Origin of the sequence: Kribbella sp. VKM Ac-2566 (assembly GCF_004366005.1) — a bacterium.
Classification (GTDB): Bacteria; Actinomycetota; Actinomycetes; order Propionibacteriales; family Kribbellaceae; genus Kribbella; species Kribbella pratensis.
In genome coordinates, this window is the sequence record NZ_SODT01000016.1 from 255,406 (window position 1) to 280,374 (window position 24,969).

A 24,969-nucleotide genomic window follows, 5' to 3' on the forward strand; every position below is an offset into this window, starting at 1 on the left:
GTAGTCCGGAGGAGGGCTGAGTTTGTGACATCTACGTCCGGATGACGGGGCTGTCACAAAGTGACCGTCCTCGCGGACTTGTCGGTACGGATGTCGACGAGTGGGCGCGGGGAGGTGGCGATGGACGGCCTGGATCTGGCGCGGTGGCAGTTCGCGATCACCACCGTGTACCACTTTTTCTTCGTGCCGGTGACGATCTCGTTGGTCGCGATCACCGCCGGCTTGCAGACCGCGTGGTACCGGACCGGGAAGGAGAAGTATCTGCGGTTGACGAAGTTCTACGGGAAGCTGTTCTTGATCAACATTGCGATGGGTGTGGTCACCGGTCTGGTGCAGGAGTTCCAGTTCGGGATGAACTGGAGCGACTACTCGCGGTTCGTCGGCGACGTGTTCGGGGCCCCGCTGGCGCTGGAGGGCCTGCTCGCGTTCTTCCTCGAGTCGACGTTCATCGGCTTGTGGATCTTCGGCTGGGACCGGCTCCCGAAGCTCGTGCACCTGGGGTGCATCTGGATGGTGGTGCTCGGCACGCAACTGTCGGCGTACTTCATCCTCGCGGCCAACTCGTGGATGCAGAACCCGGTGGGTTTTCGCTACAACGCGGCTCGGGGTCGTGCGGAGCTGACGGACCTGTGGGCGGTGCTGACCAACAAGGTCGTGCTGGTCACCTTTCCGCACACGATCTTCGCCGCGTTCATGGTCGGCGGCGCGTTCGTGGCCGGGGTCGCGTTGTGGCATCTGGTCCGTCGGCCGGGCACGGATCGGGATGTGTTCCGGTCGGCGTTGAAGATCGGGGCGTCGGTCGTGCTGGTGGCCGGTGTGGGTGTCGCGATCAGCGGTGATCTGCAGGGCAAGGTGATGACTGAGGTGCAGCCGATGAAGATGGCGGCGGCCGAGGCGTTGTACGAGACCGAGAAGCCGGCGTCGTTCTCGGTGTTCACGGTCGGCACGTTGGACGGTTCGAAGGAGATTTTCTCGATCAAGTTGCCGTATCTGCTGTCGTTCCTGGCGACCGGGCATTTCGATGGTGAGGTGCAGGGGATCAACTCGCTGCAGGAGGCGTACGAGCAGTTGTACGGGCCGGGGTCGTACAAGCCGAACATCCCGCTGACGTATTGGACGTTCCGGTTGATGATCGGGGTCGGGATGGCGTCGGCGGCGGTCGCGCTGTGGTTGTTGTGGACCACGCGTCGCGGGCGGGCTCCTGCTCGCTGGCTGGTGTGGCTGGCGGCGCCGTTGCCGTTGCTGCCGCTGGTGGCGAACACGTTCGGCTGGATCTTCACCGAGACCGGTCGGCAGCCGTGGCTGGTGTTCGGTCTGTTGCCGACGGCGTCGGGTGTCTCACCCGGTACGACCAGCGGCGAGGTGATCACCTCGCTGGTCGGGTTCACCGCGCTGTACGGCGTACTCGCGGTCGTCGAGATGAGGTTAATGCTGCGCGCGATCTGGAGCGGGTTGCCGGAGGCGGACGTGGGCGTCGGGAGGCGGCGGACCGGCGGGTCGGATGATGACGAGTCCGGCGCCGATGACGAGCCTGATCCGCTGTCCTTCGCGTACTGAGGTGGTTTGACATGGAACTCACGACTGTCTGGTTCGTTGCGATCGCGACGCTGTGGACCGGGTACTTCGTGCTGGAGGGCTTCGACTTCGGGGTCGGGATGCTCCTGCGAGTGCTCGGCCGGACCGAGCCTGAACGCCGGGCGATCGTCACCACCATCGGGCCGGTCTGGGACGGCAACGAAGTCTGGCTGATCGTCGCTGGTGGCGCGACGTTCGCGGCGTTCCCGGAGTGGTACGCGACGCTGTTCAGCGGGTTCTACCTGCCGCTGTTCGCGATCCTGGTGGGACTGATCGTGCGCGGCGTCGCACTCGAGTACCGCGGCAAGCGGGACGAACCGGAGTGGCGCGCGCGGATGGACGCGATGATCGTCGTCGGGTCGGTGCTGCCCGCGCTGCTCTGGGGCGTTGCCTTCGGCAACATCGTGCGCGGGGTGCCGCTGGATGCCGGCCACGAGTACGTCGGCGGCTTCGGGACGCTGCTCAACCCGTTCGCGCTGCTCGGCGGCCTGACCTTCGTCGCGGTGTTCGTCACCCACGGCGCGATCTTCCTCGCCCTGCGGACCACCGACGACCTACGCCGCCGCGCCAACCGACTGGCCTCGCGCGCGAGTGTCGTCCTCGCGGTACTCGCCGCGGGGTTCCTGGTGTGGGCGCAGCATCTGCGGGGAGATCTGGCCTCGATGATTCTGGCCGGGGCTGCGATGGTGGGGCTTTCGGTTGGTCTGGTCGCGAACGAGCTGGCTCGGGAGGGCTGGGCCTTCGTCGGTACGACGCTCGCGATCGGACTGGCCGTGGTGTCGTTGTTCGTCGCGCTGTTCCCCGACGTCATGCCGTCAACACTTGACCCCGGATCAACATTGACAATTGTTGATGCCGCGTCAACGCCGTACACGTTGAAGGCGATGACGATCATCACGGCGATCTTCATGCCGCTGGTGCTGCTGTACCAAGGTTGGACCTACTGGGTGTTCCGCAAGCGCGTCACAGTTGCGCCAGTGTCGGTGTCGGCGTCATGAAGCCGCTCGACCCGCGATTACTGAGGCGCGCGCGGGCGGCGCGGTTGTTCCTGCTGGCATCGATCGTGCTTGGCGTCGCGAGCGGTGTGCTGGTCATCGCTCAGGCCGTGCTGCTCGCTCACGGCATTGCGGGCGTCGTGCTGCGGGGCAGCGGGGTGACTGCTGTCGCCTGGGGTCTGGCTGCAGTCGTTGCAGGCCGGGCATTGCTGGTGTGGGCGCAGGAGGTGGTCGCACAACGCGCAGCCGCCGCGGTGAAGTCCACACTGCGGCGGCAGGTGCTGGAGCACTCTCTGAAGCTCGGACCGGTCTGGCTGAGCGGTGAACGCAGCAGTGCGCTGACAACCCTGCTGACCAAGGGCCTGGACGATTTGGACCCGTACTTCGCCCGCTACCTGCCGCAGCTCGTTCTGGCTGCCACTGTGCCCGCAGGTGTGATCGGCTGGATGGCGACCGGAGACCTACTGGCAGCGGGCACGGTCCTCGTCACTCTGCCGCTGATCCCGATCTTCATGACCTTGATCGGCTGGGCGGCTCGAGCACACAGCCGGCACAGGCAGCACGCGCTCGCGATTCTGGCCCACCACTTCGCCGACGTGACCGGTGGAATGACCACGCTGAAACTGTTCGGCCGCGCGAAGGCACAGACGGCCGCAGTACAACAGGTGACCGACAGGTACCGGATCGCGTCGCTGGGGACCCTGCGGCTGGCGTTCCTGTCCTCGTTGGTCCTCGAGTTGCTCGCCGGCCTGTCGGTGGCGCTCGTCGCGATCGGCGTCGGTCTCAGGCTGGTCGACGGGAAGCTCGGGCTCGAGACAGCGCTGGTGGTGTTGATCCTCGCGCCCGAGGCGTATCTCCCGTTGCGGCAGCTGGGCATGCAGTTCCACGCCAGCGCAGACGGGGTGGCGGCGAGCGAAGAGGCCCTCAGGGTCCTGGAGACCGCAGTGCCGAACTGGGGTGATCGGAGGGACGTGCCAGACCTCGGTTGCACGGCGCTGTCCCTGTACGACGTCAAAGTGACGTACCCGGGGCGGGACGCGCCGGCATTGGATGGGTTCGATCTCGAGTTGCGGCCAGGCGAGATTGTCGCGCTGACCGGACCGAGCGGAAGTGGCAAGTCGACGGTCCTGGCCGCGATCCTCGGCCTGGTTGCCATCGAATCCGGTGGTGTTGTGGCCGGAGGATCTGGGGCGGCCGAGTTCGAGCCGAGGGTGTGGCGACGGCAGTTCGCCTGGGTCCCGCAGCATCCGAGCCTGCGGGACGGCTCGGTTGCCGCCAATGTTCGGCTCGGCCGTCCCGACGCATCGGATGATGAGGTGGTGACCTCGCTCGACGCGGCAGGCGCACGGGAGCTGAGTCCGGCGCAACGGGTCGGTGAACGAGGCGCATTACTGTCGGGCGGCCAGCGGCGCCGAGTAGCGTTGGCCCGGGCGCTGATCACCGACGCGGCAGTGCTCCTCCTGGACGAGCCAACAGCGGGTCTCGACTGTGAAACCGAGGCGGAAGTCATCGCAGGTCTCAGGGGCGCCGGTCGCACAGTTCTGCTCGTGGCGCACCGCCCGGCGTGGATCGCCGCGGCCGATCGCGTAGTCGAGCTGGGACGGTCGGCCAACGAGTATCGGGAGTTGTCGGTCTCGTGAGCCTCTCCTCCATCGTCCTCCCGGACCGACGGGCGGCAGGATGGCTGCTGGTCGCACTCACGTCGGGCGTGCTGGCCTCAGGATCTTCCGTGGCGTTGCTGGCGACGTCCGCGTGGCTGATCAGCGCCGCGGCGGCTCAGCCACCGGTGCTCGTCCTGATGGTGGCGATCGTCGCCGTCCGTGCCTTCGGCATCGGAAGGGGGATGTTCCGATACGTTCAGCGGCTCGCCGGTCACGACGCGGCGTACCGGCTGCTCGCACGAACCCGGGCACGGATGACCGATCGGCTGGAGGAGTTGGCGCCGGCCGGCCTCGATCTACGGCGCGGTGATCTTCTCGCTCGACTGCTCCTCGACGTCGACTGCGTTCTCGACCTGTGGCTGCGAGTCGTTCTCCCCGTCGTCGTAGCCGCGGTGACGGCTACAGCGACCGTTGCACTCATCGGAGCGCTGCAGCCAGTGATCGGCGTCCAGGTCGGGTTCGCGGTCCTGGTGGCGTGCATCATCGTGCCTTGGCTCACTGCGGCCACGGCACGCCATGCCGAGCGGTCGATCGCCAAGGGGCGCGGCGAGGTGGCAGCTCGGGCGTCCGAGAGCTTGCAATCGGCCGCGGACTTGGTCGCCTTCGGGGCTGTGGACGACGTGATCTGCGCCTTCGCCGATGCCGATGTCCGGCTGGCTGCCGCCGAACGCCGATCCGCTTGGAGCGCCGGTCTCGGCAATGCTCTTCTCGTCCTCTGCGTGGGTGGGGCCACTGTCTCCGGACTCGTCGTGGGCAGTCGCTCCCACCTGGCCGGCCCGACACTTGCCGTGCTGGTGCTGACGCCGTTGGCGTTGCTGGATGTCCTCGGTGAGATCCCTCCGGCCGCGCAGATCGCGGTGCGGGTTCGCGGTTCCCTGGACCGGCTGCGAGAGGTCCTCGCCGCGCCGAGGCCGGTCACAGGCCCGGCGCGCCCACACCCGCTTCCGCGCGATCGTAGTCTGCGGATCCACGGTTTGCGGGCGGGGTACGGCGATGGTCCCGACGTACTGCAGGTCGGTGACATCGACGTTCCTGAGGGCGGTCGAGTGATCATCACCGGACCGAGCGGATCGGGCAAGAGCACGCTTGCTGCCGTTCTGTTGCGACTCCTGGACCCCCGCGCAGGCGAGGTGAATCTGGGCGGTTTCGATCTCACGCAGCTCGACAGCGAAAAGGTGCGGTCCGCAATCGGATTGCTGACCCAGGACTGCTACGTCTTCGACACGAGCATCCGAGAGAACCTGCTGCTGGCGTGTCCGGATGCCAGCGATCTCCAGCTGTGGAACGCCCTCCACCGCGCGCGGCTCGGTGACTTCGTCGAGCGATTGCCGCGGCAACTGGGCACAATGGTCGGGGAGCGCGGTGCTCGATTGTCAGGAGGAGAGCGGCAGCGACTTGCCTTCGCACGACTGCTGCTCGCGCGGCACGACGTACTGATTCTCGACGAACCCACCGAGCATCTCGATGAGGAGACCGCGCGGGCCCTGCTGATGGATCTGTTCGGTGCCGCCGGGTCTCGCACCGTGGTTCTACTGACTCATAGACCGGAGTTGGTCCCCCATCCCTTGCCACAGATCGTGAGGCTGTCACGGCGAACGCAATGCTGAGCCACAGCGTCAGCAGCCGGTGCGAATCTGCGGTAGGACGTTTGTGCGACAACGCCGTTCAGCGTTGCACGGATTCAGCTCGCTGCGTCGGACCAAGACTCGAATGCTGCCGGCTCCTTGCTGTGGGACAGTTGGCGGCTCAGGCGCAAGGCAGTGCTGACCAGCCCAGCATGGCTGAAGGCCTGTGGAGTGTTCCCGAGATGGTGCCCGGTCGCCACGTCATATTCCTCACTGAGTAGCCCGACGTCGTTGCGCAAGGACAGCAGCCGTTCGAAGAGGGCCTCGGCGTCGTCGGTGCGGCCGATTCCGTGCAATGCATCCGCCAGCCAGAACGAGCAGGCCAGGAATGTGCCTTCGTCACCCGGGATGCCGTCGCAGTTGGGTACGCGCGCGTCGGTGGAGTAGCGCAGGACCAGCCCGTCTCGCGTCAGATGGCTTTGGACGGCGTCGACCGTGCCGACCATGCGGGGGTCGTTCCATGGCAGGAATCCGTACCGCGGCAGCAGGAGGAGCGAGGCATCGAGGCGGCTGGAGCCATAACACTGTGTGAAGCTGCCCAGCGCGGTGTTGAACCCACGGTGGCAAACGTCGTCGTGGATGGTCCGGCGAAGCTTGCGCAAGCGCTCGAGGGTTTCCGGCGTGGCATCCTCAGCCTCCAGGGCGCGGACGACGCGATCGACGCCGACCCAGGCCATGGCCTTCGAATGGACGAAGTGACGCCGCGGGCCGCGAACCTCCCAGATGCCGTTGTCAGGTTCCTGCCAACTGTCTTCGAGGCCCCTCAACAGAATGCGACGCATCCTCCGATCCGATGGCCCGCGATTGCACAGAACGCTCAACACCTCGCCCCAGACGTCATTCTGTACTTGCATGGCCGCAGCGTTGCCGATGCGGACCGGTGCGGATGCGCGATAACCCGCGAGCCAGTCCAAGGTTTGCTCTGGTAGATGGCGGGCGCCGTCGAGGCGGTACATGATTTGCACGTCCGAGGAGCCGCTGGCCACAACCCGCGCCAACCAGTCCGTCCAGGCTGCGACCTCTGCTCCGTAGCCGGTGGCATCGAACGCCTCCAGGGCAAACGCGGCGTCGCGGAGCCAGCAGTAGCGGAAGTCCCAGTTGCGTGTGCCGCCGATGTTCTCGGGCAGTGAGGTCGTGACTGCGGCCAGGATGCTGCCGGTCGGGGCATGAGTAAGCGCCTTGAGGACAACGAGTGAACGTCGCACCGAGTCGGCCCACCGGCCTGCATAGGTGCACCGACTGATCCACTGATCCCAGAATGCCGACGTCGCGGCCAGCGAACGGACTGGATCGGCCGGCGCAGGTAGATTCGGTTCGGGGGCATGAGTCAAGACGAACGTCAGGCGTTCGCCCGCGCCGACCGTGAAGTCGGCAGTCATGCAACCGCCGACACGGTTCATGTGGACGTCGGTGGACAGACACACGTTCTGGTGCTCCGTCGTCGCGAGAATCCGCCGGCCGAGGCCGTGATGCTCGGGGACGATCCGTCCGTAGTCCATCCGCAACGCCAGTGAGGTGTGCATGTGGACCAGACCTGCAACGCCCTCGACTACGCGCACGAGTTGCCCCTCCGGGCCGGTGGGAGACATGAAGTCGGTGACCCTCACCTGGCCGTCGGAGACGATCCAATCCGTTTCGAGGATCAACGAATGTCGTCGGTACCGTCGGCGGGTGCAGCGCCCACCGGCTGACGGCCCCATCGTCCAGCGACCGTTGCCGTCGTCGCCGAGTACGGCCGCGAACACCGCAGGTGAGTCGAAGCGGGGGAGGCACAGCCAGTCAACAGACCCATCAGTCGCGACGAGCGCCGCCGTACGCAGGTCGCCGATCAGCGCGTAATCCTCGATGTGTGCCATGGTGGCCTGGCTCAGTTGTCCCAATCGACCGTCAGGTCCGCGGCCAGGAGTCTCTCGAGGCTGCCGAGATCGCCGGTACGGGCTGCGGTGAAGAATGCCTGAAGGAAGCGCTGGTACGACGCCGAGCTCACGATGACACGTCGGTTGGCTCCGAGATGCCGGCGGGCGCGGCTGACCACTTGCCTGGTATTGGCCGCGCCGAGCTGGAGGAACTCTGAGATCTGCCCGTATGAATAGCCGAAGGCCTCCCGGAGAATGAAGGCGGCGCGTTCTCGCGGCGTGAGGCTCTCGAGGACGATCAGCAGCGCCTGTTCGACGGCTTCGCGGCGTTCGGCCGTCGTGGCCGGGTCGTCGTTCACGTCGGTTGCCGGGGGAACCGGCGGAGTTCGGCATACCTCGTAACGCCGCCGCGCGGACAGGCTGATGTTGATCGCGAGCCGTGTCGCCATGGTCGCGAGCAGAGCCTGCGGATCGGCGACGACCGTACGATCGGTGTTCTGCCAGCGAAGCCAGGTTTCCTGTACGACGTCCTCGGCCTCGCTCCAGTTGGCGAGGAATCGGTACCCGATCGCCATCAGCCGCGGCCGTACTCTGACGAATGTCTCGACTGCTTCCTCGAGGCCGCCATCCCACTGCTCGGCGCTCGCCGGCCGGTCCGGCCAGGTCTCCCCGCCTTCCCATCTCTGCGATGACAGTCCGGTGTTCACGCGAACAACCCCTTTCCCGCCTGGCGAGTCACATGCCCTCGACATCACTGTGCGGCCGCGAAGCATCCTTCGCGCCCCGCGTAGAACGTGGCTGGTCGCGTGGTTCCGGCCGGCCTCGTGGCCGTGCCACTACGTGTCCGTGGTGGCCACGTAGTCCTGGGCGCCACGCAGCCGCCGGCTCCGAGTCCAGCTGGCATCGGTCACAAAGACGCGATGGTCGCCGAAAGTCGACGACCATCGCGTGGTGGTCACAGCAGATCGCGCCCGGCGGTCAGCTCAGGCGGTGCCGAGTGCCTTACGGAGGATCTGGACCGCCTGCTCGACAGCGCCGGTCGTGGCGGCGGTCTGACGGAGCGGGTTGAGCATCATGAAGTCGTGGATGATGCCGTTGTAGCGGACCGAGGTGGTACGGACGCCGGCCTCGGTGAGCCTGCGTGCATACGCCTCTCCCTCATCTCGAAGTACGTCGTTCTCGTCGACGATCAGGAAGGCTTCCGGCAGCCCGGCGAGTTGGTCGAGGCCGGCCCGCAACGGCGACGCCGTGATCTCGGACCTCCTGGCTTCGTCAGGTAGATAGCAGTCCCAGAACCACGCCATACCCTTCGCGGTGAGGAACGGGCCTTCCGCGAACTCGCGGTAGCTCTCGGTGTCCTGCGCTGCGTCGGTCACCGGGTAGTACATCGACTGGTGGACGAACCTGACATCACCTCGCTGTACGGCGAGGATGGCCAAGGCGGCCGTCATGTTGCCGCCGACCGAATCGCCGGCCACCGCCATCCGCGTAGCATCGAGGCCCTCGGACGAACCGCGCTCGGTGACCCAGCGCGCTGCCGCGTAGCCCTGTTCGATCGCGACGGGGTAGTGCGCCTCGGGGGAGCGGTCGTACTCGACGAACACGACGGCCGCTTCGGCGCCGACGGCCAACTCGCGAACCAGCCGATCGTGCGTCCCGGCGTTCCCGAGGACCCATCCGCCGCCATGCATGTACAGGATGGTCGGGAGGCTTTCCTTAGCGTCGACGGGCTTGACGATGCGGACCCGGACGTCGCCGACCTCGGCCGGAACGGTGATCCACTTCTCGGCGACGTCGAGCTTGGGGATCGGGGCAGCTTGAACGTCGTCGAGAACCTTGCGCGCGCCGTCGGGGCCGAGTTCGTAGAGGAACGGCGGCTTCGACGTCGCGTCCGCGAACTCCTGAGCTGCCGGCTCGAGGAAGTGCTTGCTCATGTGAGGTTTCGTCCTTTCGGATTCACTCGATCGATCGACATGATCGACCGGAACTGCTGCGACTGACACGGCGCTCGCTTCCCGCAGTGGTGACCGCAGGCAGCGGCTGATGCCTAGTTGTGCCTGGAGGCCGCGCTCGTGTGACGGATCGTCCATTCGAGCGCGTAGTCGGCAACGGCTTCCCAGCCCGGGGCGCCGGCGGTGAAGTGAGGCCGTCCGGCGAACTCCTTGTACTCCACCACTGCCCTCGACTTGCCGAGGCGCTTCGCGGCCTCTCTGCTGACCGAGGCAGGGATCGTATGGTCTTCGCTGTTCCCGATCACGAGGAGCGGAGGACGGTCGTCCTTGCGGAAGTCGACCTTGTTGACCGCGTGTGGATTGAAGTTTGCGAAGGCGCCCTGGAAGGCGATCCGCCCGGGACCAGCGACCGCGTACCTCTCGTACGCCGCCTTGGCGTCCTGGTCGTTCATGGTGTTTGTGAAGGCGTAGTGGAACTGCTTCGGCGTCATCGCGTAGGTCTTGTTCTTGTTCGCCGGGTTTCTGAGCACTGGAGCGATGGCCCGAAGCAGACTGAGCGGCAGGCGGTAGACGCCCTTGACCGGTGCGGGCGACAGGGCTACGCCGGCAGCGCCGAGGCCGCGGTCGAGCAGGAGTTCGGTCACCAGGCCGCCGGTCGAATGTCCCATGATCACCGGTGGACTGGCGAGGCTGCGGATGATCTGGTCGTAGTGGTCGACGACCTCGCCGATTCCGAGTCCGTTCATGACCGACGGGTCGCGGCGGAGGGCCTCGACCTCTACTTCCATTCCGGGCCAGGCAGGTGCGAGGACTTCATGCCCGCGCTTCTCGAAGCGCGCCTTCCAGCCCTCCCAACTTCGCGGCGTGAGCCACAGACCGTGGACCAGAACGATGGTGGGTGACATGACGACTCCAATTGGTGATCACGGCAGACAAGGGATGTCCGGTCGCGAGGGGACGATTCGAATCGCGCCGTTGGCAACGATCGGTGGTGCAACAACCAAGTCCGAACAGGGATGTCATTCGTGACATGACCTGCGGCGCATCCGTGATATCGCTCCGCTCCGACCGCGACCCGTGGCCACCGTCGTCACAAGACCCGTGGATTCCTTGTCTTAGTAGCAGAGAGAGATTGGAGCGCGCGATGAGCACGACCCACGAACACCGGGCTGAGTTGTTCATGTTGATGCAGCTGCGGTTGCTCGGTTTCGGCCGCAATCCGTTGCGTCGAAGGGTGGACCGGCTCGAGGCAGTGCTGCTGATGGTCGCGCTGACGGTTGCATCGCTGGTGATACCCGCGGCGGCAGCCTTCGGAACTGCAATTCGCGATCGCGCGGAGCACGCGGCGGCCCAGGAACGCGCACACACCCGTGCGGTTGTAGCGCGAACACTCGAGGACTCGGACGAAACCGCGCTTTTGAGTCCCGGGCTGACCACCACGAGAGTTCGAGTTGGTTGGTTCGATGCTTCAGGATCCGCACGCGAGGACCGGGCAGATGTGCTGATCGGCACCAAGTCCGGCAGCGAGCTGACGATCTGGCTCGATCAGGACGGCAAGGTGACCCGCGCTCCCCGGCCACCCTCGGACAGTGCAGCCCTCGGGGTTGTGGCCGGTATCGGTATGGCGGTCCTCGCCTGGCCGCTGCTGATCGTCGTCGTTCGGTTGGCCCGCCGACCGCTGGACCATCACCGCGCCGAGGAATGGGCGCGGGAGTGGAGAGAGGTCTCACCGCGATGGACACGTCAACTGCCCTGAGGATCGGTTCGGCGGCGCTAGGAGGTCGAGGATGTCTGTGAGAGTAGGAATCAACGGGTTCGGTCGGATCGGGCGGGACTTTCTGCGGGTCGCGCTCGGGCGGGGAGATGAGGTCGTCGAGGTGGTGTCGGTCAACGACGTCACCGACAGTGCGACGCTGGCGAACCTGCTGCAGTACGACTCGACCTATGGGCCATTGCCCGATCGCGGCCGCGCACCTGACCGGCGGTGCCCGCAAGGTCATCCTGTCGTCGCCGGGCAAGGATGTCGACGTGACAGTCGTTCTAGGGGTAAATGCCGACACCTACGACCCTGTCTCACACAACATCATCTCGAACGCGTCGTGTACCACGAACTGCGTCGCCCCCATGGTGTCCGTGCTGCATCGGGCGTTCGGGATCCGACGCGGTGTGATGACAACGATCCACAGCTACACGAACGACCAGGTGATCCTCGACTCGCCCCACAAGGACCTGCGCCGTGGACGCTCGGGTGCTGTGAACCTCATCCCGACGAGCACTGGCGCGGCCAAGGCAGTCGGCCTGGTGATTCCCGATCTGGCCGGCAAGATCGACGGCGTCGCGGTTCGAGCTCCGGTCCAGGATGGCTCGCTCACAGACCTGGTCGTCGAACTCGCCGAGGACGTGACCGCAGAGCAGGTCAACCACGTCTTCGCTGAGGCGGCATCCAGCCTTCTGAAGGGCCTGTTGCGGTACAACGAGGACCCGATCGTCTCGCACGACATCATCGGCGACCCGGCGTCGTGCATCTTCGATGCCCCACTCACGTACGCGAACGGCAATCTTGTGAAGGTGTTCGGCTGGTACGACAACGAGTGGGGCTTCACCAACCGCCTGTTCGACCTGACCGAACTCGTTGCGCACAGCATGAAGTAGGCCACCGGACACCGCCGAAGTAGCGATCCGGGACTCGGAGACGGATTTCGGCCAACTCCCAAGACCGGCGGGCCTGGCGTCTTGAGCCCCTAACCACCTCGGCGCCGGGCCTGCCACTCCATCACATGGATTCGGCATGCGCCGCAGCTTCAGCTCCCGGAGGGAGAGTGCATGAACTGGCTACTCAACGGTGCCTGCCGAAATGAGGACCCGGAACTGTTTTTCCCGATCGGCACCACCGGCCCAGCCTTGCAGCAAATCGAAGCCGCCAAACGGGTCTGCGCACAATGTGACGTCGTCGACGCGTGCTTGAACTGGGCACTCCGCACCGGCCAGGACGCCGGCGTGTGGGGTGGCCTGTCCGAGATCGAACGCCGCGCGCTGAAACAGCAGCGGCCCAAACGAGTCCAGTCGCATAGCCCGGTGTCGACAGGCACCACTCAAGTCGAGGACCTGTCAATCCCACCGACACGGCAGCCCGCCCCGACCCGATCTGCCGGACCGGCACGTGGGCGGCGGTGACGTAGCAGATGTAGGGCTGGCGGGCGACGAGCAGCGGGGTGAGCCCAAGCTGCGCTCGTACCCTAGCTGTAGTGATTGGGCATGTTGGTTCATCTGGCGGTGATCCGGTGCCCCAGGCAACCCCCGTGGGGCGCCCGCCATGCCGACGGCGACCGGGCTGGTATCAGAAGGCGCTGGGGTGGCGGTGAGCTGCTTGGAGGACGAGTGCGGCACCGCGGACCGCGGCCGACTGGGGTGCCGGGGCGGGCTGGACGGTGGCGCCGAGTTGGGTCGAGAGTTGGTACGTGATTTCGGGGCGGAGCGCGCCGCCACCGGTCAGGAGAACGCCTCGATCCAGAGCATCGACCATTTGTGGACCACACTCACCCATCAGCTGGACCGTTGACTCCACGATCTCCTGAACGATCTGCGTCGAAGAAACCGGGTCGCGCACTCCCAGCTTTGTGCATCGCGCACCGCACAAGCTGCCCCCGGCCAGCAGCGCGACCTCGGTCAATTGAGCGCCGATGTCGACGACCAGCAGCGGCTCCGTCATGTCGACGTCGGCGCCGAGGGCAGCCGCTTTGACGGTGTCGATCGTCAGGATCGTTTCGGGACCCAGGACATCGAGGACGGCGAGGAGGTGACCGCGATGTACCTCGTCGGAGGTGATCGGGATCGTTGCCACGACCGTACGACGCCGTTCCACGATCACCTGAGACTTCAGCAGCTCACCGACAAGGGCTGCCGTCGCGGCTCGGTCGATGATCTTCCCGCGGCGCACCGGGCGCTTCCCCGTAGCGGCGGTCATGGTCGGCACGTCGACGAGGAGGCCGTGTCCCGGTGCCCAGGCTCTGGTACGCGCACTGCCCAGATCGATGGCGAGACCGGTGCGAGTCCGCCCGGAGGATGTGGTGCGACGCAGCGGCCTTCCGGCGAGCAGCGGCTTCAAGGCCCAGACTCCCGCACGCGGTGGCATTCGCCGCAGTACACGGTCTGCGGACAGATCCGCAGCCGTCGTACCTCAACAGGTCTGCGGCACAGGACGCATCGTCCGTAGTGGCCGGTATCGAGCCGGTCGAGCGCGGCTTCGACGTCGGCCAGGACGATCCGGGCCGCAACGGCCAGGTGGTCCTGCACCTCAGCTCGCGCCGACCGGTCGGCGCCGATCGACTCCTTCGGCACCGACAAACGGATGGTCTTGAGTTGCTCACGTCGGAAGGCGCGCTGCTCGAGCAGCGCTGCTCGCAGAGTCGCGAGCTCCTGCCGAGGCAGTCCGGCATTGAAGGCGGTGGCCGTCCGGCTGGTCACGGGCTCTCCTCGATCAGTGTCCGCGAGTCGTCATAGAGCTTGCTGCTGGCAACGCACGCAGTAGCGAACGTAGGGCAGGATCTCCAGTCGCCCGACCGGGATCCGTACCTTGCAGCCGTGACAAACGCCGTACGAACCGTCCTGTACGCGTTCCACCGCCGCCTCGATCTCGGCCAGGACCAGGCGGATCGCCGTGGTCTGTGCCTTCACCAAGTCCTCGTTGGCGTTGGGCTTGTCGGCTTCCATGGCGTTCACCTGGGCGAGCCGGGTGTTTCGCTCGTGCTGCAGGCGTTGCAGGATCTCGTGCTTGCGGTGCAGCTCAGGCTGGCCACCCGTACCGACCGCGCTGGAGGTCACCCGTGGTGTCTTCATGGCACCACCGTCGCCGTTCGGCACCCGGCTTGCCTATCGGGACCAGCACCCATCTTCGCCGCTGCCCCTGACTTGTGCGATCCGGTGGGTTCAATCGCGGCGCGCCGGGTGTCCTCGGCGTGATGGCATCGGGCGCAGCAGCGGGTGTGCGGCACGATCCGCAGACGCTGCAGGTCGATGGGACGCCCACGTTGCTGGCAACTGCCGTACTGGCCGGTGTTCATTCGGGTCAATGCGACCTCGATGTTACTGAGAACCTGGTGCGCAGCGGCGGTCAGTGCTGCCTGGATCTCGACGTGCGCTGCGGTACGACGATCTTGCGACGGGTCTGCGAGGTCCTGTAGTTGCTTCTGGCGGAAACGGCGGTGCTCTCGCAGCCTCCTCTTCAGGGCGGCCAGCTCCTGTGCCGGCACTTTGCCTGGGGCAATCATTTGTCAGCCGTCCCGTTCTCTGGTCTGTGCGTCCGGGGCGGTTGCGGCCGGAGGGATGATGACCACCGGAACCGTGGACTCGTGCGCGACCTGTCGGCTGACGGAACCGAGTAGAAGGCCGGCGACGCCGCCGCGGCCACGTGAGCCCACGACGAGTAGCAAGCTGTTCTCTGCGGCATCAATCAGAGCTGATGCGGCCGCGCCCTGGACGACCAGCTGTTCGGGTTCACTGGCGAGGCCGGACAGGTCTGCGGCCTTCAGAGTGTCAGTCAGCGTTTGTCGCGCTGTCTCCGCGAGCGAGCCCGGGTCAGCCAACAGGGGAGCGTATGGCGACATCAAGGCCGCAGCCGGCTGCTGCCAGGCATGGACAACAACGAGCCTGGCGCCGCGCAAGCGTGCCTCCGCTGCCGCCCACTCGAGCGCTCGCCGCGCCGTCTCACTACCGTCGATGCCGACGACGATCTTGTCCATCTTCACCTTTCCTCCGACGATCCATGTGCACGCTCGGTCGAGTCGCGCTCCTGCATCAGGTAGGCCCATCCCAGGCCTCCGATGCAGATCAGCGGCGTCAGCACCCCGATCAGAACCAGCAGTGCTACCTCGACCGCTTCCAATGACGACGTACTCATCGCTCCTCCATTAATCGATACACATGGTGTAGCGTAAATAGGAGCAGATCTATTCCCGGAGGTCAGGACCGATGCCGCACAACACCACCGGCCGTGGCCGGCCGAGACTCGAATCGACCGACGAGCGCATCATCCAGGCGGCCCTCGAGTTACTGCGCTCGAAGGGCCCATCAGCTGTGAGCATCGACTCGGTCGCGGCCCGCTCCGGTGTCGCGCGTACGACGATCTACCGCCGCTACCGCAGCCGGGACGAGTTGATGCACGCGACCATGGAGCATCTCGTCGACCCCGCTGCGCTGGCGCCCGACCTCCCGGTGCGAGAGAAGCTGCAATGGGTTCTCGACCGGATCAGCGACATCCTCGAGAACCGGGTCGGCCCCGGCGGAGTCGCCGCCGTCATCGCCGACAGCGACCCCGAGTTCACCTCAGCCCTTCGCGCCCGCCTGGCCACCCGCTTGGCGACGCTCACGGACATGGTGAACCTCGACATCACAGCCGGCCGACTCCGCCCTCACATCGACGCCGACACCCTGCTCGGCCTCCTGATCGGCGCCTACCTCGCAGAATCACTCAGATTTGGCTTGCCCCGCCCCGGCTGGACGGACCGTACCCTCGACCTACTAGCCCCTGGAGTCGTCGCCCACTAATGGTCGGAAGATGAGTGTCACCCCCGATCGACGTGCGGCGAGGCAGAAGGCAGTCTGGAAGGCATGCAACCTCTGATGTCCGCTGGCACTCGACCTTCACGACTGAGAGGTGAAGGTGGTGTGACACGGGGCTGCCGCGTTGTGAGACCGCGGTCGTGACGAGAGGGGTGCTTACAGTGCCATTGTTCTGGCGCATCTTCGCTCTGAACGCGGTGGTGCTCGCTGCCGCGACAGCATTGTTGCTGTGGGCTCCAGTGACCGTGTCGGTACCGGTGGTATTCACCGAGGCGCTGGTGCTGTTGGGCGGATTGGCGGTCATGCTGGTCGCCAACGCATTGCTGCTGCAGGTCGGGCTGGCGCCGTTGGACCGGCTGACCCGACGGATGGCAACCGTCGATCTGCTTCGGCCCGGGCAGCGTCTGCCGGTCGCAGGGCAGGGTGGCGTCTCGCAGTTGATCCGGGCCTTCAACGACATGCTGGCGCGATTGGAAACCGAGCGTGCCGCCAGCAGTTCCCGGGCGCTGTCTGCGCAGGAGGCGGAGCGGCGACGGATCGCGCAGGAGCTGCACGACGAGGTCGGCCAGAGTCTGACCGCCGTACTGCTGGAGCTGAAGCGCGCGGCCGAGCGGGTCGACGATGCCGAGGTGCGTGCGGATCTGCGCCATGCTCAGGAGACCACCCGGGAGAGCCTGGACGAGGTACGCCGTCTGGCGCACAGACTACGACCGGGTGTGCTCGAAGATCTTGGTCTGGTCAGTGCCTTGACTGCGCTTGCCACCGAGTTGTCCACGCACACCGGCCTCTCGATACGGCACCGTTTCCAGCCGGGGCTACCGGCATTGGACGAGCAGACCGAACTGGTGGTCTACCGGGTCGCCCAGGAGGGGCTGACCAACGTGGCACGCCACGCCGACGCCACCCAGGTCGAGATCAGCCTGCGCCACAGCGAAGGGGTGGTCGCCCTCCGGATTCGTGACGACGGCCGCGGCCTCGGACTGGCGCACGAAGGAGCAGGAATCCGTGGCATGCGGGAGCGTGCACTCCTGGTCGGCGCCACTCTTGACCTGGGTGCCGCGCCGACGGGTGGTGCCGAGGTGAACCTGCTGGTGCCGGTCAACGGGAACGGCGACTGAGCATGGTCACACCGGACCCGACCCGGATCCTGCTCGCAGATGACCACGCACTGCTACGACGCGGCGTACGGCTGATCCTCGACAGTGAACCGGACCTGACTGTGGTCGCTGAAGCCAGCGACGGAAAGGAGGCCCTCGATCTCGCCCGGTCCGCCGACGTCGATCTCGCGATTCTCGACATCGCCATGCCGCGGATGACCGGCCTGCAGGCGGCCCGTGAGCTGTCGTCGCGCCATCCCGACCTGCGGATTCTCATGCTGACGATGTACGACAACGAGCAGTACTTCTTCCAGGCACTCAAGGCCGGCGCCGCTGGATACGTGCTGAAGTCCGTCGCCGATCGCGATCTGGTGGAGGCCTGCCGCGCCGCGATGCGTGGAGAGCCGTTCCTGTATCCAGGAGCGGTGAATGCGCTGATCCGCAACTACCTGGATCGGGCGCGTCTCGGCCAGGCCATCCCGGAGCAGATCCTGACCGCCCGCGAGGAGGAGGTCCTCAAACTCGTCGCCGAGGGGAACTCCTCCAAGGAAATCGCTCAGACCTTGTTCATCAGCATCAAGACGGTCGAGCGGCATCGCGCGAACATGCTCCAGAAACTCGGTCTTCGCGACCGCCTCGAGCTCACCCGCTACGCGATCCGGGCCGGCTTGATCGAGCCGTGAGCAGCAGAACTGCGAGGTTGCCGGTACCGGCAACGGCGGACTCCAGCTTTCACCGATGGGTACGTACTCAGCGCGTGAGCGAGCTGGCAGCGTTGGCGCAGTCGTGGCTGTCACGGCCCCGAGAGTGGCCAGAGCTGCCCTGGCGGATGTCGACGCTGCTCTCTTCCGGCTCGCGATCGGTCGCTTCGGGGTCTGCCAGCACTGCGAACTGGTGAACGGGTCTCGTGCTACCTGGCCACCAGAGCCTACTCATCTGACGATCCGGTTTCGATGCGTCTTGAATCTGGCTCGGGTCGACGTACACCGCACAGTACTGGGCTGCGAACTCTCCCGAATCACGCTGCGACGAGGAGGCAGGTTCCGAGCGCAGCCAAGGTGAGCACCTTGGCTGCCTCGAGACCGACGTAGTACAGGTGCATGCTCGACCGGGGCGGGTGCTGTCCGGCGAGGACACGGTCCGTGCGTCGGTTGAGTTGGGGCCGGATCGCGATGAGCTGTGCGGCCAGGATGATCAGGATCGCTGCTGTCAGAGCTGCTACGGAACCGGTTGGCCGTCCTATGGCGACGGCTGCCAGGGCGATCAGCGCCAGTGCGATCTCGACGCGGTTGAGGACCCGGAAGACGATGCGGCCGATGGCGAGCCCGATGGGGATGTCGACTCCGGGAGCGCGGAACTTGAGGGGCGCCTCCAGGAAGGAGATCGCCAGCACCATGCCGAGCCAGATGAAGATGTCGGCGGTAGCTACGGCGGCTGGTGCGGCATTCAAAACTGCTCCTACTGGGTTGTCGATGGCCCCTTAGGCGGCGGGCCAGGCTGTGATTCGCGCGACGAACTCGGGCGGTGAGGCGACGATGATCATCACGGCCGGTTCGGTTCCTGGGTTCGTCAGGCTGACGCGTTCCCCGGTGGCGATGTGCGCGACGGCGCCGGGGGCGAGCCGGTGCTCCCGGCCGCCCTGCTGAAGGTGGATCGAACCTGAGATGTGGACCAGGACGACTTCGGACGATCCGTGGTCGTGTTCGGGCAGGCCGCCACCGGGCGGGATCCACACCTGGACCATGGCGATGTTGTCCGAGGTCTCGGCCGCTACGAGTACTTCCATCGTCGGGCCGCCGGTGATTGGCGCCCGGCGCCGGGGTGTGGTTCCGATCCTCGTCAGGTACATCATCTGCTCCTGTTGCGACGCTTTTGCGGACGGGTGCCCGCGTCGGTGGTGCGAACGGGGGAGAGGTGGACGATGCAGGCGTCGGGTTCGGCGAACGGCTCGAGACTGGTCGCTGCGATCGGGGCACGGATCTCGCTGAGGGCACCTCGCATGAGACCGAGATGCAGCGGACACAAGGTCGACGAGTACTCCTCCGCGAGCTCCAGGAAGGGGCAGTGCCGGAGTCTGATGCGATTGGTTGTGTCGCCGTCGGGTTCCGGAGCGAAACCGAGCTCGGTCATCATTGCGGTCAGCCGCTCAGTGGACTCGGCGGCAGAAGGATCACGGGAAGGCGGGATTTGCTCGATCAGGTAGCCGCCCCAACCACGGCCCGCGGCCTCGGCTGCGGTGCCCGCATCGGGACTGGTGGTCAGCTGATCGAGCAGGATCTTGGCCAGCAGGTGGTACTGACGCCGACCGCCTCGGTCCATCCCGGGATGTGGTGCGTACGCGGTCCGCGGCCGGCCCCGTCCAGTCGGCTTCTCGAGTTGGCGGTCGACCAGCCCCTGGGTCACGAGTGCATCGAGGTGGAACCGGACCGTGTTGGGGTGGATGCCGAGTTGTTCGGCGAGTTCGGTGACGCCCAGCGGAGTGCTGGAGCGGCGCAGAGCTTCGAGCAGCGCCTGTCGACGGGGCCGGTCGTCGGCGCTCTGGTCGGTTCTGGTCATGGGATCAGCTTGCCTGCTCCTGCGGCGGTAGCGCCGCGACGAGTGGATGGTCGTAGGGAACCGCGCCCACCTTGAAGGCTCCGCCGGGGGAGCCGAGCGTGTCGAAGAATCCTTCGTTCGCTGCCTGGTAGTCCTTCCACTGTTCGGGCAGATCATCCTCGTAGAAGATGGCCTCGACGGGGCATACCGGTTCGCATGCCCCGCAGTCGATGCACTCCTCGGGCTGGATATAGAGGGAGCGCCCGCCTTCGTAGATGCAGTCGACCGGGCACTCGTCGACGCAGGCGCGGTCCTTGAGGTCGACGCACGGCAACGCGATCACGTAGGTCACAACAGTCTCCTCGTCCAGGCGCTTGTAATTACTACAAATAGCACATGTAATAATCGTTGAAAACGTCGACGCGAGGAGAGTGGCACGATGCCGGCTGCGGAGATCTTCATCCAGGCGACCGAAACCGATCCTGACGTGATCGCTCGAGGTGCAGTCCGTGAGGCCCACGAGCGGCTGTTGTCCGGACTGGCGGACCTGACCACGACGCAGCCCGTGGCTCAAGGTTCCGAGCCTCGATCCGCGGAGTTGGTGGACTTCTGCCTCCACGAAGTGCGCCGGTACCTGACGACTGCAGATCGAGACCTGTATGGACCCGCCACCGAGGATGATGAAACTCGGCTCCTGGCCGACGCGCTGAGAGTCGGCGCTGCAGCAGTGAACGCGCAGATCGACGAACTGGCGACGGCCGGCTCTGTGGATGCTGCGAGGCTCGGCGTGATGATCATGGCGGCCCTGGATACCCAACTCCAGATCGAGGAGTCGGTGTTGCTGCCCGCGCTCGCCGGATTGCCCGGCGTGGATCCGTCGTTGCTGACCTCAGGCCTGCAGGCTTATCTGGCGGGGGAGCGGGTCGAGCAGTCGACGGTGATCGACGTACGGCGAATTGCTCGTGGCGGCCGTCATCCCCGCGTGTTCGCCAAGTACGCCCAGCTCGCACCGGGAGAGGCCTTTATCCTCGTCAACAGCCACGACCCCAAGCCGTTGCGCCGCGAGTTCGAAGCCAGGTACCGAGGCGCCTTCAGCTGGGACTATCTGCAGGCCGGGCCCGACGAGTGGCGAGTCCGAATCGGCCGGGTCGCTGTTGATGCCTGACGGGTCGCAGGCGGATCCAGCTGGACTCCGGCCTGAGCGTCCGACGGTACGGGTCCTGGTCGACGTGCACGAACTCGTCGAGAATTCACTCGTACCGTCGGGTGCCCGGTGGACGCTCGCCGAGCCGGGGCGGCAGCTCGACGCGAACCTCATCCATCTACCTGCAGGGCAGCGCGTGGACACCCACACCGAGCCCGATCTCGACGTCGTACTCATCGTCATCGCCGGTGGCGGCATTGTCGGTTCGCCCGACGGTGACCAGGTTCTTGCCGACGGCAACATAGTCTGGCTGCCCCGCAGTTCGACCCGGAACATCACCGCCGGCAAGAACGGCCTGTCCTACCTGACCGTCCATCGACGCCGTCCCGGCCTGCAGATCGGGAAGCGCCCTGGTCAGTAGTGTGGCCAAAGCCTCCGGTCGGGGTCGATCGGTCCGGGCAGCGAAGGTCAACGTGAATCTCGCAGCAGCCGCGCCAGGACCGCCGCCTGGCTGTGATCCACGTCCTTGGTGGCGGTCACCAAGGTCAAGGCATCGCGTTTCGCCAGCGTGCGCAGGTGGTCCAACGCTGTCCTCGCATCCGACTTCGCGAGCTCGTCGCGGTAGCGTGCCTCGAACTGCGCGAACTTCTCCGGTACATGGCCGTACCACTTGCGGAGCTCCGTTGACGGTGCGACGTCCTTGAGCCATTCGTCGATGGCGGCGGCGTCCTTGCGGATGCCGCGGGGCCATACTCGATCGACCAGGACTCTGATGCCGTCGTCGGCGGAGGGCTCGTCGTAGATTCTGCGTACCTGGACCGTACGGCGCGTCATGCTGCACCGTCGGCGGTGTCGCTCCAGTCGGGTACGGCGAGGGCTGTGCCTATGCGTCGAAGCTCGTCGCGGTGCAGTGCACTCAGCCGCGCCAAGGCCCGCTCGCCGTGCTGCGTCATCTCCACCCGGACTACCCTGGCGTCCGTCGGGTGAGGCGCCCTGGTCACGAGGTCTTGCGCCTGCGCGCGGTTCACCAGTTCACCGACGCTGTGGTGACGCAGTTGAAGACGATCGGCCAGTTCGGTCACCGTCGCCCACTCGCGGCCGGGAAACCCCTTCAACGCCAGGAGTAGCTGGTACTGCTGCGGTGTGAGGCCATGACCGCGGACGGCCTGTTCGCTGAAGCGGAGGTACCGGCGGATGCCGAAACGGAAGCGGGCCAACGCCTCGAAGTCGGCCTTCGTCAACTGCTCCGCGGCCTGCTGGTCGTGCATCGTGTCGGGCTGCACGTGAATCACATCCTCAGTGGTTTCACCGGGGAAACCCGGCCGTCCTTCGAGTATATCGTGTTACGATATAAATGCGCAGCTCGCTCCACAGGGCGCGCGCGATGTACCAGGAGGTGCGCCGTGGTTCGTGAAACCTGGGGAGTGCGTCGCGCAGACGGCCGGTCGCCGTTGTGCTTGTCTTCTCGCGAGGTCGGCCGTCGCACTGCGGACTGGCGGAGCCTTCGGTGCACCCGTAGCCGAAGAGTCTGATCGGCGATGTCGTGGACTGGTTAGGGTGGGCGGTCTTCGGGTTGGTGGCGACATCGGCGTTGACTGCCGTGATGATCACCGCCCAGCTGGCAGGCCTCACCCGGCTGGATCTTCCGCTCGTTCTCGGAACCCTGGTGACTGAGGACCCCGATCGTGCTCGGGTCGCGGGGTTCCTTGTTCACCTCGTTGTCGGTCAGGTGTTCGCGCTTGGTTACGCGACTGTGTTCTTCCTGCTGCATGGAGCCACCTGGTGGCTGGGCGGGCTGCTCGGCCTCCTGCACGTCTCGGTTGCGTTGATGGTGTTGCTTCCGGTGCTCCCCGGGTTGCATCCCCGGATGGCGTCGCATCGCGCCGGACCATCGAGCAGGGCCGTTCTCGAGCCGCCGGGTTTGCTGGCCCTCAACTATGGCGTGCAGACCCCGGCCGTAGCCGTCGTCGCCCACCTTGTCTACGGCATCGTGCTCGGCCTGCTTCTGCAGGCGCGTTGAAATGCAGCCGATCGCCGACTACGGGCTGGTGGGCGACACTCGCACCGCGGCGCTCGTCTCGAGTGACGGGTCAGTCGATTGGCTGTGCGTGCCGCGATTCGACAGCGCCCCGATCTTCGGCAGACTTGTCGGCGGGCCTGCGGCGGGTCGATTCCGGTTGGGACCAGCCGCCACCCCAACAGTTGTCGCCCGCAACTACCGTCACCACACCGCGACTCTGGAGACCACCTGGATCACGCCCGGCGGCAAGCTGACCCTGACCGAGGCGATGGTGGCCGAGGTGGGCGGACGACTGTTGCCGGCGACGGTCCTCGTCCGGCGACTGTCGGCTGTAGGTGGATCGGTCGACGCTGTTGTCGAGTTCGATCCTCGCCGCGGTGAGCAACACCGCGAGCCTCGCATCCGGCACCGTGGCCAGGATCTCGTGTGTCAGTGGGGCGCGCTGGCCATATCGCTGAGCTGCGATCCCGGACCGGCCATCGAGCCCGGCCGACCCACCCACTTCACCGTTACCCCTGATCGGCCCGTCACGTTCGTCCTCACCGTCGCATATCGGGAACCACTGATCCATGTCCAGGCTGCCGCTGCCTGGGCGCTTCTCGTCGAGGACGAAGGACGGTGGCGCGACTGGACCGCTCGGGTCGACCAGGATCTGCCCTTCCGCGAGGAAGTCATCCGCAGCCTGCTGACTCTGCGCCTGCTGACGTACTCACCCTCCGGTGCGCCCGTGGCCGCGCCGACCACCTCATTGCCCGAGCAGCGCGGCGGCGTGCGGAACTTTGACTACCGCTTTGCCTGGCCTCGCGACGCAAGCATAGGGATCGTGGCCTTCCTCAGTGTCGGCATGGTCGAGGAAGCCCGAGGGTTCCTCTGGTGGCTGCTGCACGCCAGCCGCTTGCAACGTCCCCGCCTACCGGTCCTACTCACCCTGGATGGCCGTCAGGCGCCGCCCGAACGTGGCCTGCGAGACTGGCCCGGTTACGTCGGCAGCGTCCCGGTTCGTGTGGGCAACGGTGCGGCCCAGCAACACCAGCTCGACGGCTACGGATGGATTCTCAACGCTGCCTGGACCCTCGTGCAGGCGGGTCATCCGCTGTACGGCGAAACGTGGCGCGCGATGCAGGGATTCGCCGACCTGGTCGCGCGACGGTGGAGCCAGCCAGACGCAGGCATCTGGGAAGTCCGCGGAGACCAGGTCCATCACGTGCATTCCAAACTGATGGCGTGGCTGGCGCTCGACCGAGCCCTGCGCATTGCCGAGACCCACCGGCTTTCCACCGGTCGCCGGCAACGCTGGCAGGCCGCCCGCAGGGCGATCGGCATCGAGGTCAAGAACCTGGGTTTCGACACCAGCATGGGCAGCTACACCAGAAGCTACGGGTCGCAAGAACTCGACGCCGCCCTCCTGATCCTGCCTCAGATCGGGATCGAGGAGCGCGGCTCACCGCGTACCCGCGGGACACTCGACGCCATCCGCAAGCAACTGAGCGCCGGTGGTCCCTTGCTGTACCGATACCCACCGGGGCGTGACGGGTTGCCGGGTACCGAGGGCGCGTTCCTGCCCTGTTCCTTCTGGCTGGTTGAAGCGCTGGCGCTTGACGATCGTCGGCGCGAGGCGCTCGAGCTGTTTGCCGACCTGTTGAGCCGCGCCAGTCCCTTGGGCCTCTATGCCGAAGAGATGGACCCCGCGACGGGCGAGTACCTGGGCAACTACCCGCAGGCGCTGACCCATGCTGCTCTCGTTCAGGCAGCTCTCGCGCTCCGGGATCTCCCGTCGGTCTCGTGATGCACCTGCCGGACCAGGCTTCGATGGTGTGACCTGCGGATCAGTTGTGCCATTGCCGGTTCCCGGCAAGCAACGAGCTGCGACCTTCGCCGAAGCTGCCAATACCTGTCGGGGCGACATCACGGCAGTGTCAGAGATACCCGATCACGTATCCGGGAGTGTGCC

29 protein-coding genes and 2 pseudogenes are annotated in these 24,969 nt (G+C 66.1%); 15 read left to right on the plus strand and 16 right to left on the minus strand.

The features are described from left to right. Positions 1–120 precede the first annotated feature (120 nt). The 4 genes from EV647_RS41010 to cydC are packed head-to-tail and all read left to right on the plus strand — an operon-like array spanning position 121 to position 5,838. A complete protein-coding gene (locus EV647_RS41010; RefSeq protein WP_134012983.1) occupies positions 121–1,557 on the plus strand; it encodes a cytochrome ubiquinol oxidase subunit I in 1,437 nt (478 codons plus the stop codon). A gap of 11 nt (positions 1,558–1,568) precedes the next feature. After that, positions 1,569–2,573: a cytochrome d ubiquinol oxidase subunit II gene (gene cydB / locus EV647_RS41015; protein WP_134012985.1), complete on the plus strand. Its 1,005-nt coding sequence runs from the start codon at positions 1,569–1,571 to the stop codon at positions 2,571–2,573. After that, positions 2,570–4,210, plus strand: coding sequence for a thiol reductant ABC exporter subunit CydD (cydD, locus tag EV647_RS41020; RefSeq protein ID WP_134012986.1), 1,641 nt, complete (start codon positions 2,570–2,572; stop codon positions 4,208–4,210). The genes cydB and cydD overlap by 4 nt, the downstream gene beginning before the upstream one ends. Continuing rightward, positions 4,207–5,838: a thiol reductant ABC exporter subunit CydC gene (cydC, locus tag EV647_RS41025; protein ID WP_134012988.1), complete on the plus strand. Its 1,632-nt coding sequence runs from the start codon at positions 4,207–4,209 to the stop codon at positions 5,836–5,838. The genes cydD and cydC overlap by 4 nt, the downstream gene beginning before the upstream one ends. Positions 5,839–5,912: 74 nt before the next feature. On the opposite strand, the gene EV647_RS41030 is transcribed toward cydC, so the two are convergent. The 4 genes from EV647_RS41030 to EV647_RS41045 all read right to left on the minus strand — a co-directional run bounded on the left by EV647_RS41030 (position 5,913) and on the right by EV647_RS41045 (position 10,569). After that, the gene (locus tag EV647_RS41030; RefSeq protein ID WP_134012990.1) at positions 5,913–7,712 is read right to left on the minus strand and encodes a glycoside hydrolase family 15 protein; all 1,800 of its coding nucleotides are present in this window, start codon (positions 7,710–7,712) and stop codon (positions 5,913–5,915) included. Between the two features lie 11 nt (positions 7,713–7,723). Continuing rightward, a complete protein-coding gene (locus EV647_RS41035; protein WP_166680109.1) occupies positions 7,724–8,419 on the minus strand; it encodes a sigma-70 family RNA polymerase sigma factor in 696 nt (231 codons plus the stop codon). Positions 8,420–8,695: 276 nt separating this feature from the next. Then, positions 8,696–9,646, minus strand: a complete 951-nt coding sequence (locus tag EV647_RS41040) for an alpha/beta hydrolase (RefSeq protein WP_134012994.1) — start codon at positions 9,644–9,646, stop codon at positions 8,696–8,698. A 113-nt stretch (positions 9,647–9,759) separates the two neighbouring features. Then, entirely contained in the window at positions 9,760–10,569 is an 810-nt protein-coding gene (locus tag EV647_RS41045; RefSeq protein WP_134012996.1) for an alpha/beta hydrolase, read from the minus strand. A 239-nt stretch (positions 10,570–10,808) separates the two neighbouring features. On the opposite strand from EV647_RS41045, the gene EV647_RS41050 reads away from it, so the two are divergent. The 3 genes and pseudogenes from EV647_RS41050 to EV647_RS41060 all read left to right on the plus strand — a co-directional run. Next, the gene (locus EV647_RS41050) at positions 10,809–11,420 is read left to right on the plus strand and encodes a hypothetical protein (RefSeq protein WP_134012998.1); all 612 of its coding nucleotides are present in this window, start codon (positions 10,809–10,811) and stop codon (positions 11,418–11,420) included. 31 nt (positions 11,421–11,451) lie between these two features. After that, positions 11,452–12,316: pseudogene (locus tag EV647_RS41055) on the plus strand (type I glyceraldehyde-3-phosphate dehydrogenase). A gap of 171 nt (positions 12,317–12,487) precedes the next feature. Then, positions 12,488–12,709: pseudogene (locus EV647_RS41060) on the plus strand (WhiB family transcriptional regulator); the annotation flags it as partial. 292 nt (positions 12,710–13,001) lie between these two features. Here the strand turns inward: EV647_RS41060 and EV647_RS41065 are convergent. From EV647_RS41065 to EV647_RS43785, 4 genes are all read right to left on the minus strand, one after another. After that, entirely contained in the window at positions 13,002–13,628 is a 627-nt protein-coding gene (locus EV647_RS41065) for a rod shape-determining protein (RefSeq protein ID WP_166680558.1), read from the minus strand. A gap of 137 nt (positions 13,629–13,765) precedes the next feature. Further along, positions 13,766–14,128: a hypothetical protein gene (locus tag EV647_RS41070; RefSeq protein ID WP_134013004.1), complete on the minus strand. Its 363-nt coding sequence runs from the start codon at positions 14,126–14,128 to the stop codon at positions 13,766–13,768. 30 nt (positions 14,129–14,158) lie between these two features. Next, positions 14,159–14,500, minus strand: coding sequence for a TraR/DksA C4-type zinc finger protein (locus EV647_RS41075; protein WP_134013006.1), 342 nt, complete (start codon positions 14,498–14,500; stop codon positions 14,159–14,161). Continuing rightward, positions 14,497–14,724: a TraR/DksA C4-type zinc finger protein gene (locus tag EV647_RS43785; RefSeq protein ID WP_370344950.1), complete on the minus strand. Its 228-nt coding sequence runs from the start codon at positions 14,722–14,724 to the stop codon at positions 14,497–14,499. The genes EV647_RS41075 and EV647_RS43785 overlap by 4 nt, the downstream gene beginning before the upstream one ends. Between EV647_RS43785 and EV647_RS42405 the strand changes: the two genes are divergently transcribed. Next, positions 14,623–14,844, plus strand: a complete 222-nt coding sequence (locus EV647_RS42405) for a hypothetical protein (protein ID WP_166680559.1) — start codon at positions 14,623–14,625, stop codon at positions 14,842–14,844. The two genes, EV647_RS43785 and EV647_RS42405, sit on opposite strands and share 102 nt — an antisense overlap. A gap of 90 nt (positions 14,845–14,934) precedes the next feature. Here EV647_RS42405 and EV647_RS41085 read toward each other — a convergent pair whose 3' ends face one another. Continuing rightward, on the minus strand, positions 14,935–15,402 hold the full coding sequence (locus EV647_RS41085) for a universal stress protein (protein ID WP_166680560.1): 468 nt from the start codon (positions 15,400–15,402) through the stop codon (positions 14,935–14,937). Positions 15,403–15,404: 2 nt separating this feature from the next. Then, complete coding sequence (locus tag EV647_RS42410) at positions 15,405–15,560, minus strand: hypothetical protein (protein ID WP_166680106.1); 156 nt, start codon at positions 15,558–15,560, stop codon at positions 15,405–15,407. A gap of 71 nt (positions 15,561–15,631) precedes the next feature. Between EV647_RS42410 and EV647_RS41090 the strand changes: the two genes are divergently transcribed. From EV647_RS41090 to EV647_RS41100, 3 genes are all read left to right on the plus strand, one after another. Further along, positions 15,632–16,207 carry a TetR/AcrR family transcriptional regulator gene (locus EV647_RS41090; protein WP_134013010.1) on the plus strand — a complete coding sequence of 192 codons (576 nt, stop codon included), beginning with the start codon at positions 15,632–15,634 and terminating at the stop codon, positions 16,205–16,207. 176 nt (positions 16,208–16,383) lie between these two features. Continuing rightward, entirely contained in the window at positions 16,384–17,340 is a 957-nt protein-coding gene (locus tag EV647_RS41095; protein ID WP_134013012.1) for a HAMP domain-containing sensor histidine kinase, read from the plus strand. A 2-nt stretch (positions 17,341–17,342) separates the two neighbouring features. Beyond that, a complete protein-coding gene (locus EV647_RS41100) occupies positions 17,343–18,002 on the plus strand; it encodes a response regulator transcription factor (RefSeq protein ID WP_134013014.1) in 660 nt (219 codons plus the stop codon). A 335-nt stretch (positions 18,003–18,337) separates the two neighbouring features. On the opposite strand, the gene EV647_RS41105 is transcribed toward EV647_RS41100, so the two are convergent. From EV647_RS41105 to fdxA, 4 genes are read right to left on the minus strand one after another with little or no spacing between them, the layout of a single operon-like run. Further along, complete coding sequence (locus tag EV647_RS41105; RefSeq protein ID WP_134013016.1) at positions 18,338–18,769, minus strand: hypothetical protein; 432 nt, start codon at positions 18,767–18,769, stop codon at positions 18,338–18,340. 30 nt (positions 18,770–18,799) lie between these two features. After that, positions 18,800–19,168: a cupin domain-containing protein gene (locus EV647_RS41110; protein WP_134013018.1), complete on the minus strand. Its 369-nt coding sequence runs from the start codon at positions 19,166–19,168 to the stop codon at positions 18,800–18,802. Continuing rightward, positions 19,168–19,875, minus strand: a complete 708-nt coding sequence (locus EV647_RS41115; RefSeq protein ID WP_134013020.1) for a metalloregulator ArsR/SmtB family transcription factor — start codon at positions 19,873–19,875, stop codon at positions 19,168–19,170. Before EV647_RS41115 ends, EV647_RS41110 begins: the two co-directional genes overlap by 1 nt. Before the next feature lie 4 nt (positions 19,876–19,879). Continuing rightward, positions 19,880–20,206, minus strand: coding sequence for a ferredoxin (fdxA, locus tag EV647_RS41120; protein ID WP_134013022.1), 327 nt, complete (start codon positions 20,204–20,206; stop codon positions 19,880–19,882). 87 nt (positions 20,207–20,293) lie between these two features. Between fdxA and EV647_RS43305 the strand changes: the two genes are divergently transcribed. Together EV647_RS43305 and EV647_RS41130 are read left to right on the plus strand one after the other, a co-directional pair. Then, on the plus strand, positions 20,294–21,019 hold the full coding sequence (locus EV647_RS43305) for a DUF2249 domain-containing protein (RefSeq protein ID WP_134013024.1): 726 nt from the start codon (positions 20,294–20,296) through the stop codon (positions 21,017–21,019). After that, complete coding sequence (locus tag EV647_RS41130) at positions 21,012–21,419, plus strand: hypothetical protein (RefSeq protein ID WP_202876494.1); 408 nt, start codon at positions 21,012–21,014, stop codon at positions 21,417–21,419. Before EV647_RS43305 ends, EV647_RS41130 begins: the two co-directional genes overlap by 8 nt. 47 nt (positions 21,420–21,466) lie before the next feature. Here EV647_RS41130 and EV647_RS41135 read toward each other — a convergent pair whose 3' ends face one another. Together EV647_RS41135 and EV647_RS41140 are read right to left on the minus strand one after the other, a co-directional pair. Continuing rightward, positions 21,467–21,832, minus strand: coding sequence for a DUF488 domain-containing protein (locus tag EV647_RS41135; protein WP_134013026.1), 366 nt, complete (start codon positions 21,830–21,832; stop codon positions 21,467–21,469). Next, positions 21,829–22,281: a MarR family winged helix-turn-helix transcriptional regulator gene (locus tag EV647_RS41140; protein ID WP_202876495.1), complete on the minus strand. Its 453-nt coding sequence runs from the start codon at positions 22,279–22,281 to the stop codon at positions 21,829–21,831. Before EV647_RS41140 ends, EV647_RS41135 begins: the two co-directional genes overlap by 4 nt. Before the next feature lie 320 nt (positions 22,282–22,601). On the opposite strand from EV647_RS41140, the gene EV647_RS41145 reads away from it, so the two are divergent. Beyond that, a complete protein-coding gene (locus tag EV647_RS41145; protein WP_238177647.1) occupies positions 22,602–23,018 on the plus strand; it encodes a hypothetical protein in 417 nt (138 codons plus the stop codon). Between the two features lies 1 nt (position 23,019). Next, positions 23,020–24,804: a glycoside hydrolase family 15 protein gene (locus EV647_RS41150; protein WP_134013030.1), complete on the plus strand. Its 1,785-nt coding sequence runs from the start codon at positions 23,020–23,022 to the stop codon at positions 24,802–24,804. Positions 24,805–24,969: the final 165 nt, after the last annotated feature.

Coding starts and splice junctions, on each gene's coding strand:
- EV647_RS41135 (WP_134013026.1), bottom strand. CDS start 21,832: ATGACGCGCCGTACGGTCCAGGTACGCAGAATCTACGACGAGCCCTCC.
- EV647_RS41150 (WP_134013030.1), top strand. CDS start 23,020: ATGCAGCCGATCGCCGACTACGGGCTGGTGGGCGACACTCGCACCGCG.
- EV647_RS41010 (WP_134012983.1), top strand. CDS start 121: ATGGACGGCCTGGATCTGGCGCGGTGGCAGTTCGCGATCACCACCGTG.
- EV647_RS41065 (WP_166680558.1), bottom strand. CDS start 13,628: ATGACCGCCGCTACGGGGAAGCGCCCGGTGCGCCGCGGGAAGATCATC.
- EV647_RS41030 (WP_134012990.1), bottom strand. CDS start 7,712: ATGGCACACATCGAGGATTACGCGCTGATCGGCGACCTGCGTACGGCG.
- EV647_RS43305 (WP_134013024.1), top strand. CDS start 20,294: ATGCCGGCTGCGGAGATCTTCATCCAGGCGACCGAAACCGATCCTGAC.
- EV647_RS41085 (WP_166680560.1), bottom strand. CDS start 15,402: ATGGACAAGATCGTCGTCGGCATCGACGGTAGTGAGACGGCGCGGCGA.
- EV647_RS41100 (WP_134013014.1), top strand. CDS start 17,343: ATGGTCACACCGGACCCGACCCGGATCCTGCTCGCAGATGACCACGCA.
- EV647_RS41075 (WP_134013006.1), bottom strand. CDS start 14,500: ATGAAGACACCACGGGTGACCTCCAGCGCGGTCGGTACGGGTGGCCAG.
- cydD (WP_134012986.1), top strand. CDS start 2,570: ATGAAGCCGCTCGACCCGCGATTACTGAGGCGCGCGCGGGCGGCGCGG.
- EV647_RS41110 (WP_134013018.1), bottom strand. CDS start 19,168: ATGTACCTGACGAGGATCGGAACCACACCCCGGCGCCGGGCGCCAATC.
- EV647_RS41090 (WP_134013010.1), top strand. CDS start 15,632: ATGCCGCACAACACCACCGGCCGTGGCCGGCCGAGACTCGAATCGACC.
- EV647_RS41115 (WP_134013020.1), bottom strand. CDS start 19,875: ATGACCAGAACCGACCAGAGCGCCGACGACCGGCCCCGTCGACAGGCG.
- EV647_RS41040 (WP_134012994.1), bottom strand. CDS start 9,646: ATGAGCAAGCACTTCCTCGAGCCGGCAGCTCAGGAGTTCGCGGACGCG.
- cydB (WP_134012985.1), top strand. CDS start 1,569: ATGGAACTCACGACTGTCTGGTTCGTTGCGATCGCGACGCTGTGGACC.
- EV647_RS42410 (WP_166680106.1), bottom strand. CDS start 15,560: ATGAGTACGTCGTCATTGGAAGCGGTCGAGGTAGCACTGCTGGTTCTG.
- EV647_RS42405 (WP_166680559.1), top strand. CDS start 14,623: ATGGCATCGGGCGCAGCAGCGGGTGTGCGGCACGATCCGCAGACGCTG.
- EV647_RS43785 (WP_370344950.1), bottom strand. CDS start 14,724: ATGAACACCGGCCAGTACGGCAGTTGCCAGCAACGTGGGCGTCCCATC.
- EV647_RS41045 (WP_134012996.1), bottom strand. CDS start 10,569: ATGTCACCCACCATCGTTCTGGTCCACGGTCTGTGGCTCACGCCGCGA.
- EV647_RS41050 (WP_134012998.1), top strand. CDS start 10,809: ATGAGCACGACCCACGAACACCGGGCTGAGTTGTTCATGTTGATGCAG.
- EV647_RS41130 (WP_202876494.1), top strand. CDS start 21,012: ATGCCTGACGGGTCGCAGGCGGATCCAGCTGGACTCCGGCCTGAGCGT.
- EV647_RS41145 (WP_238177647.1), top strand. CDS start 22,602: ATGATCACCGCCCAGCTGGCAGGCCTCACCCGGCTGGATCTTCCGCTC.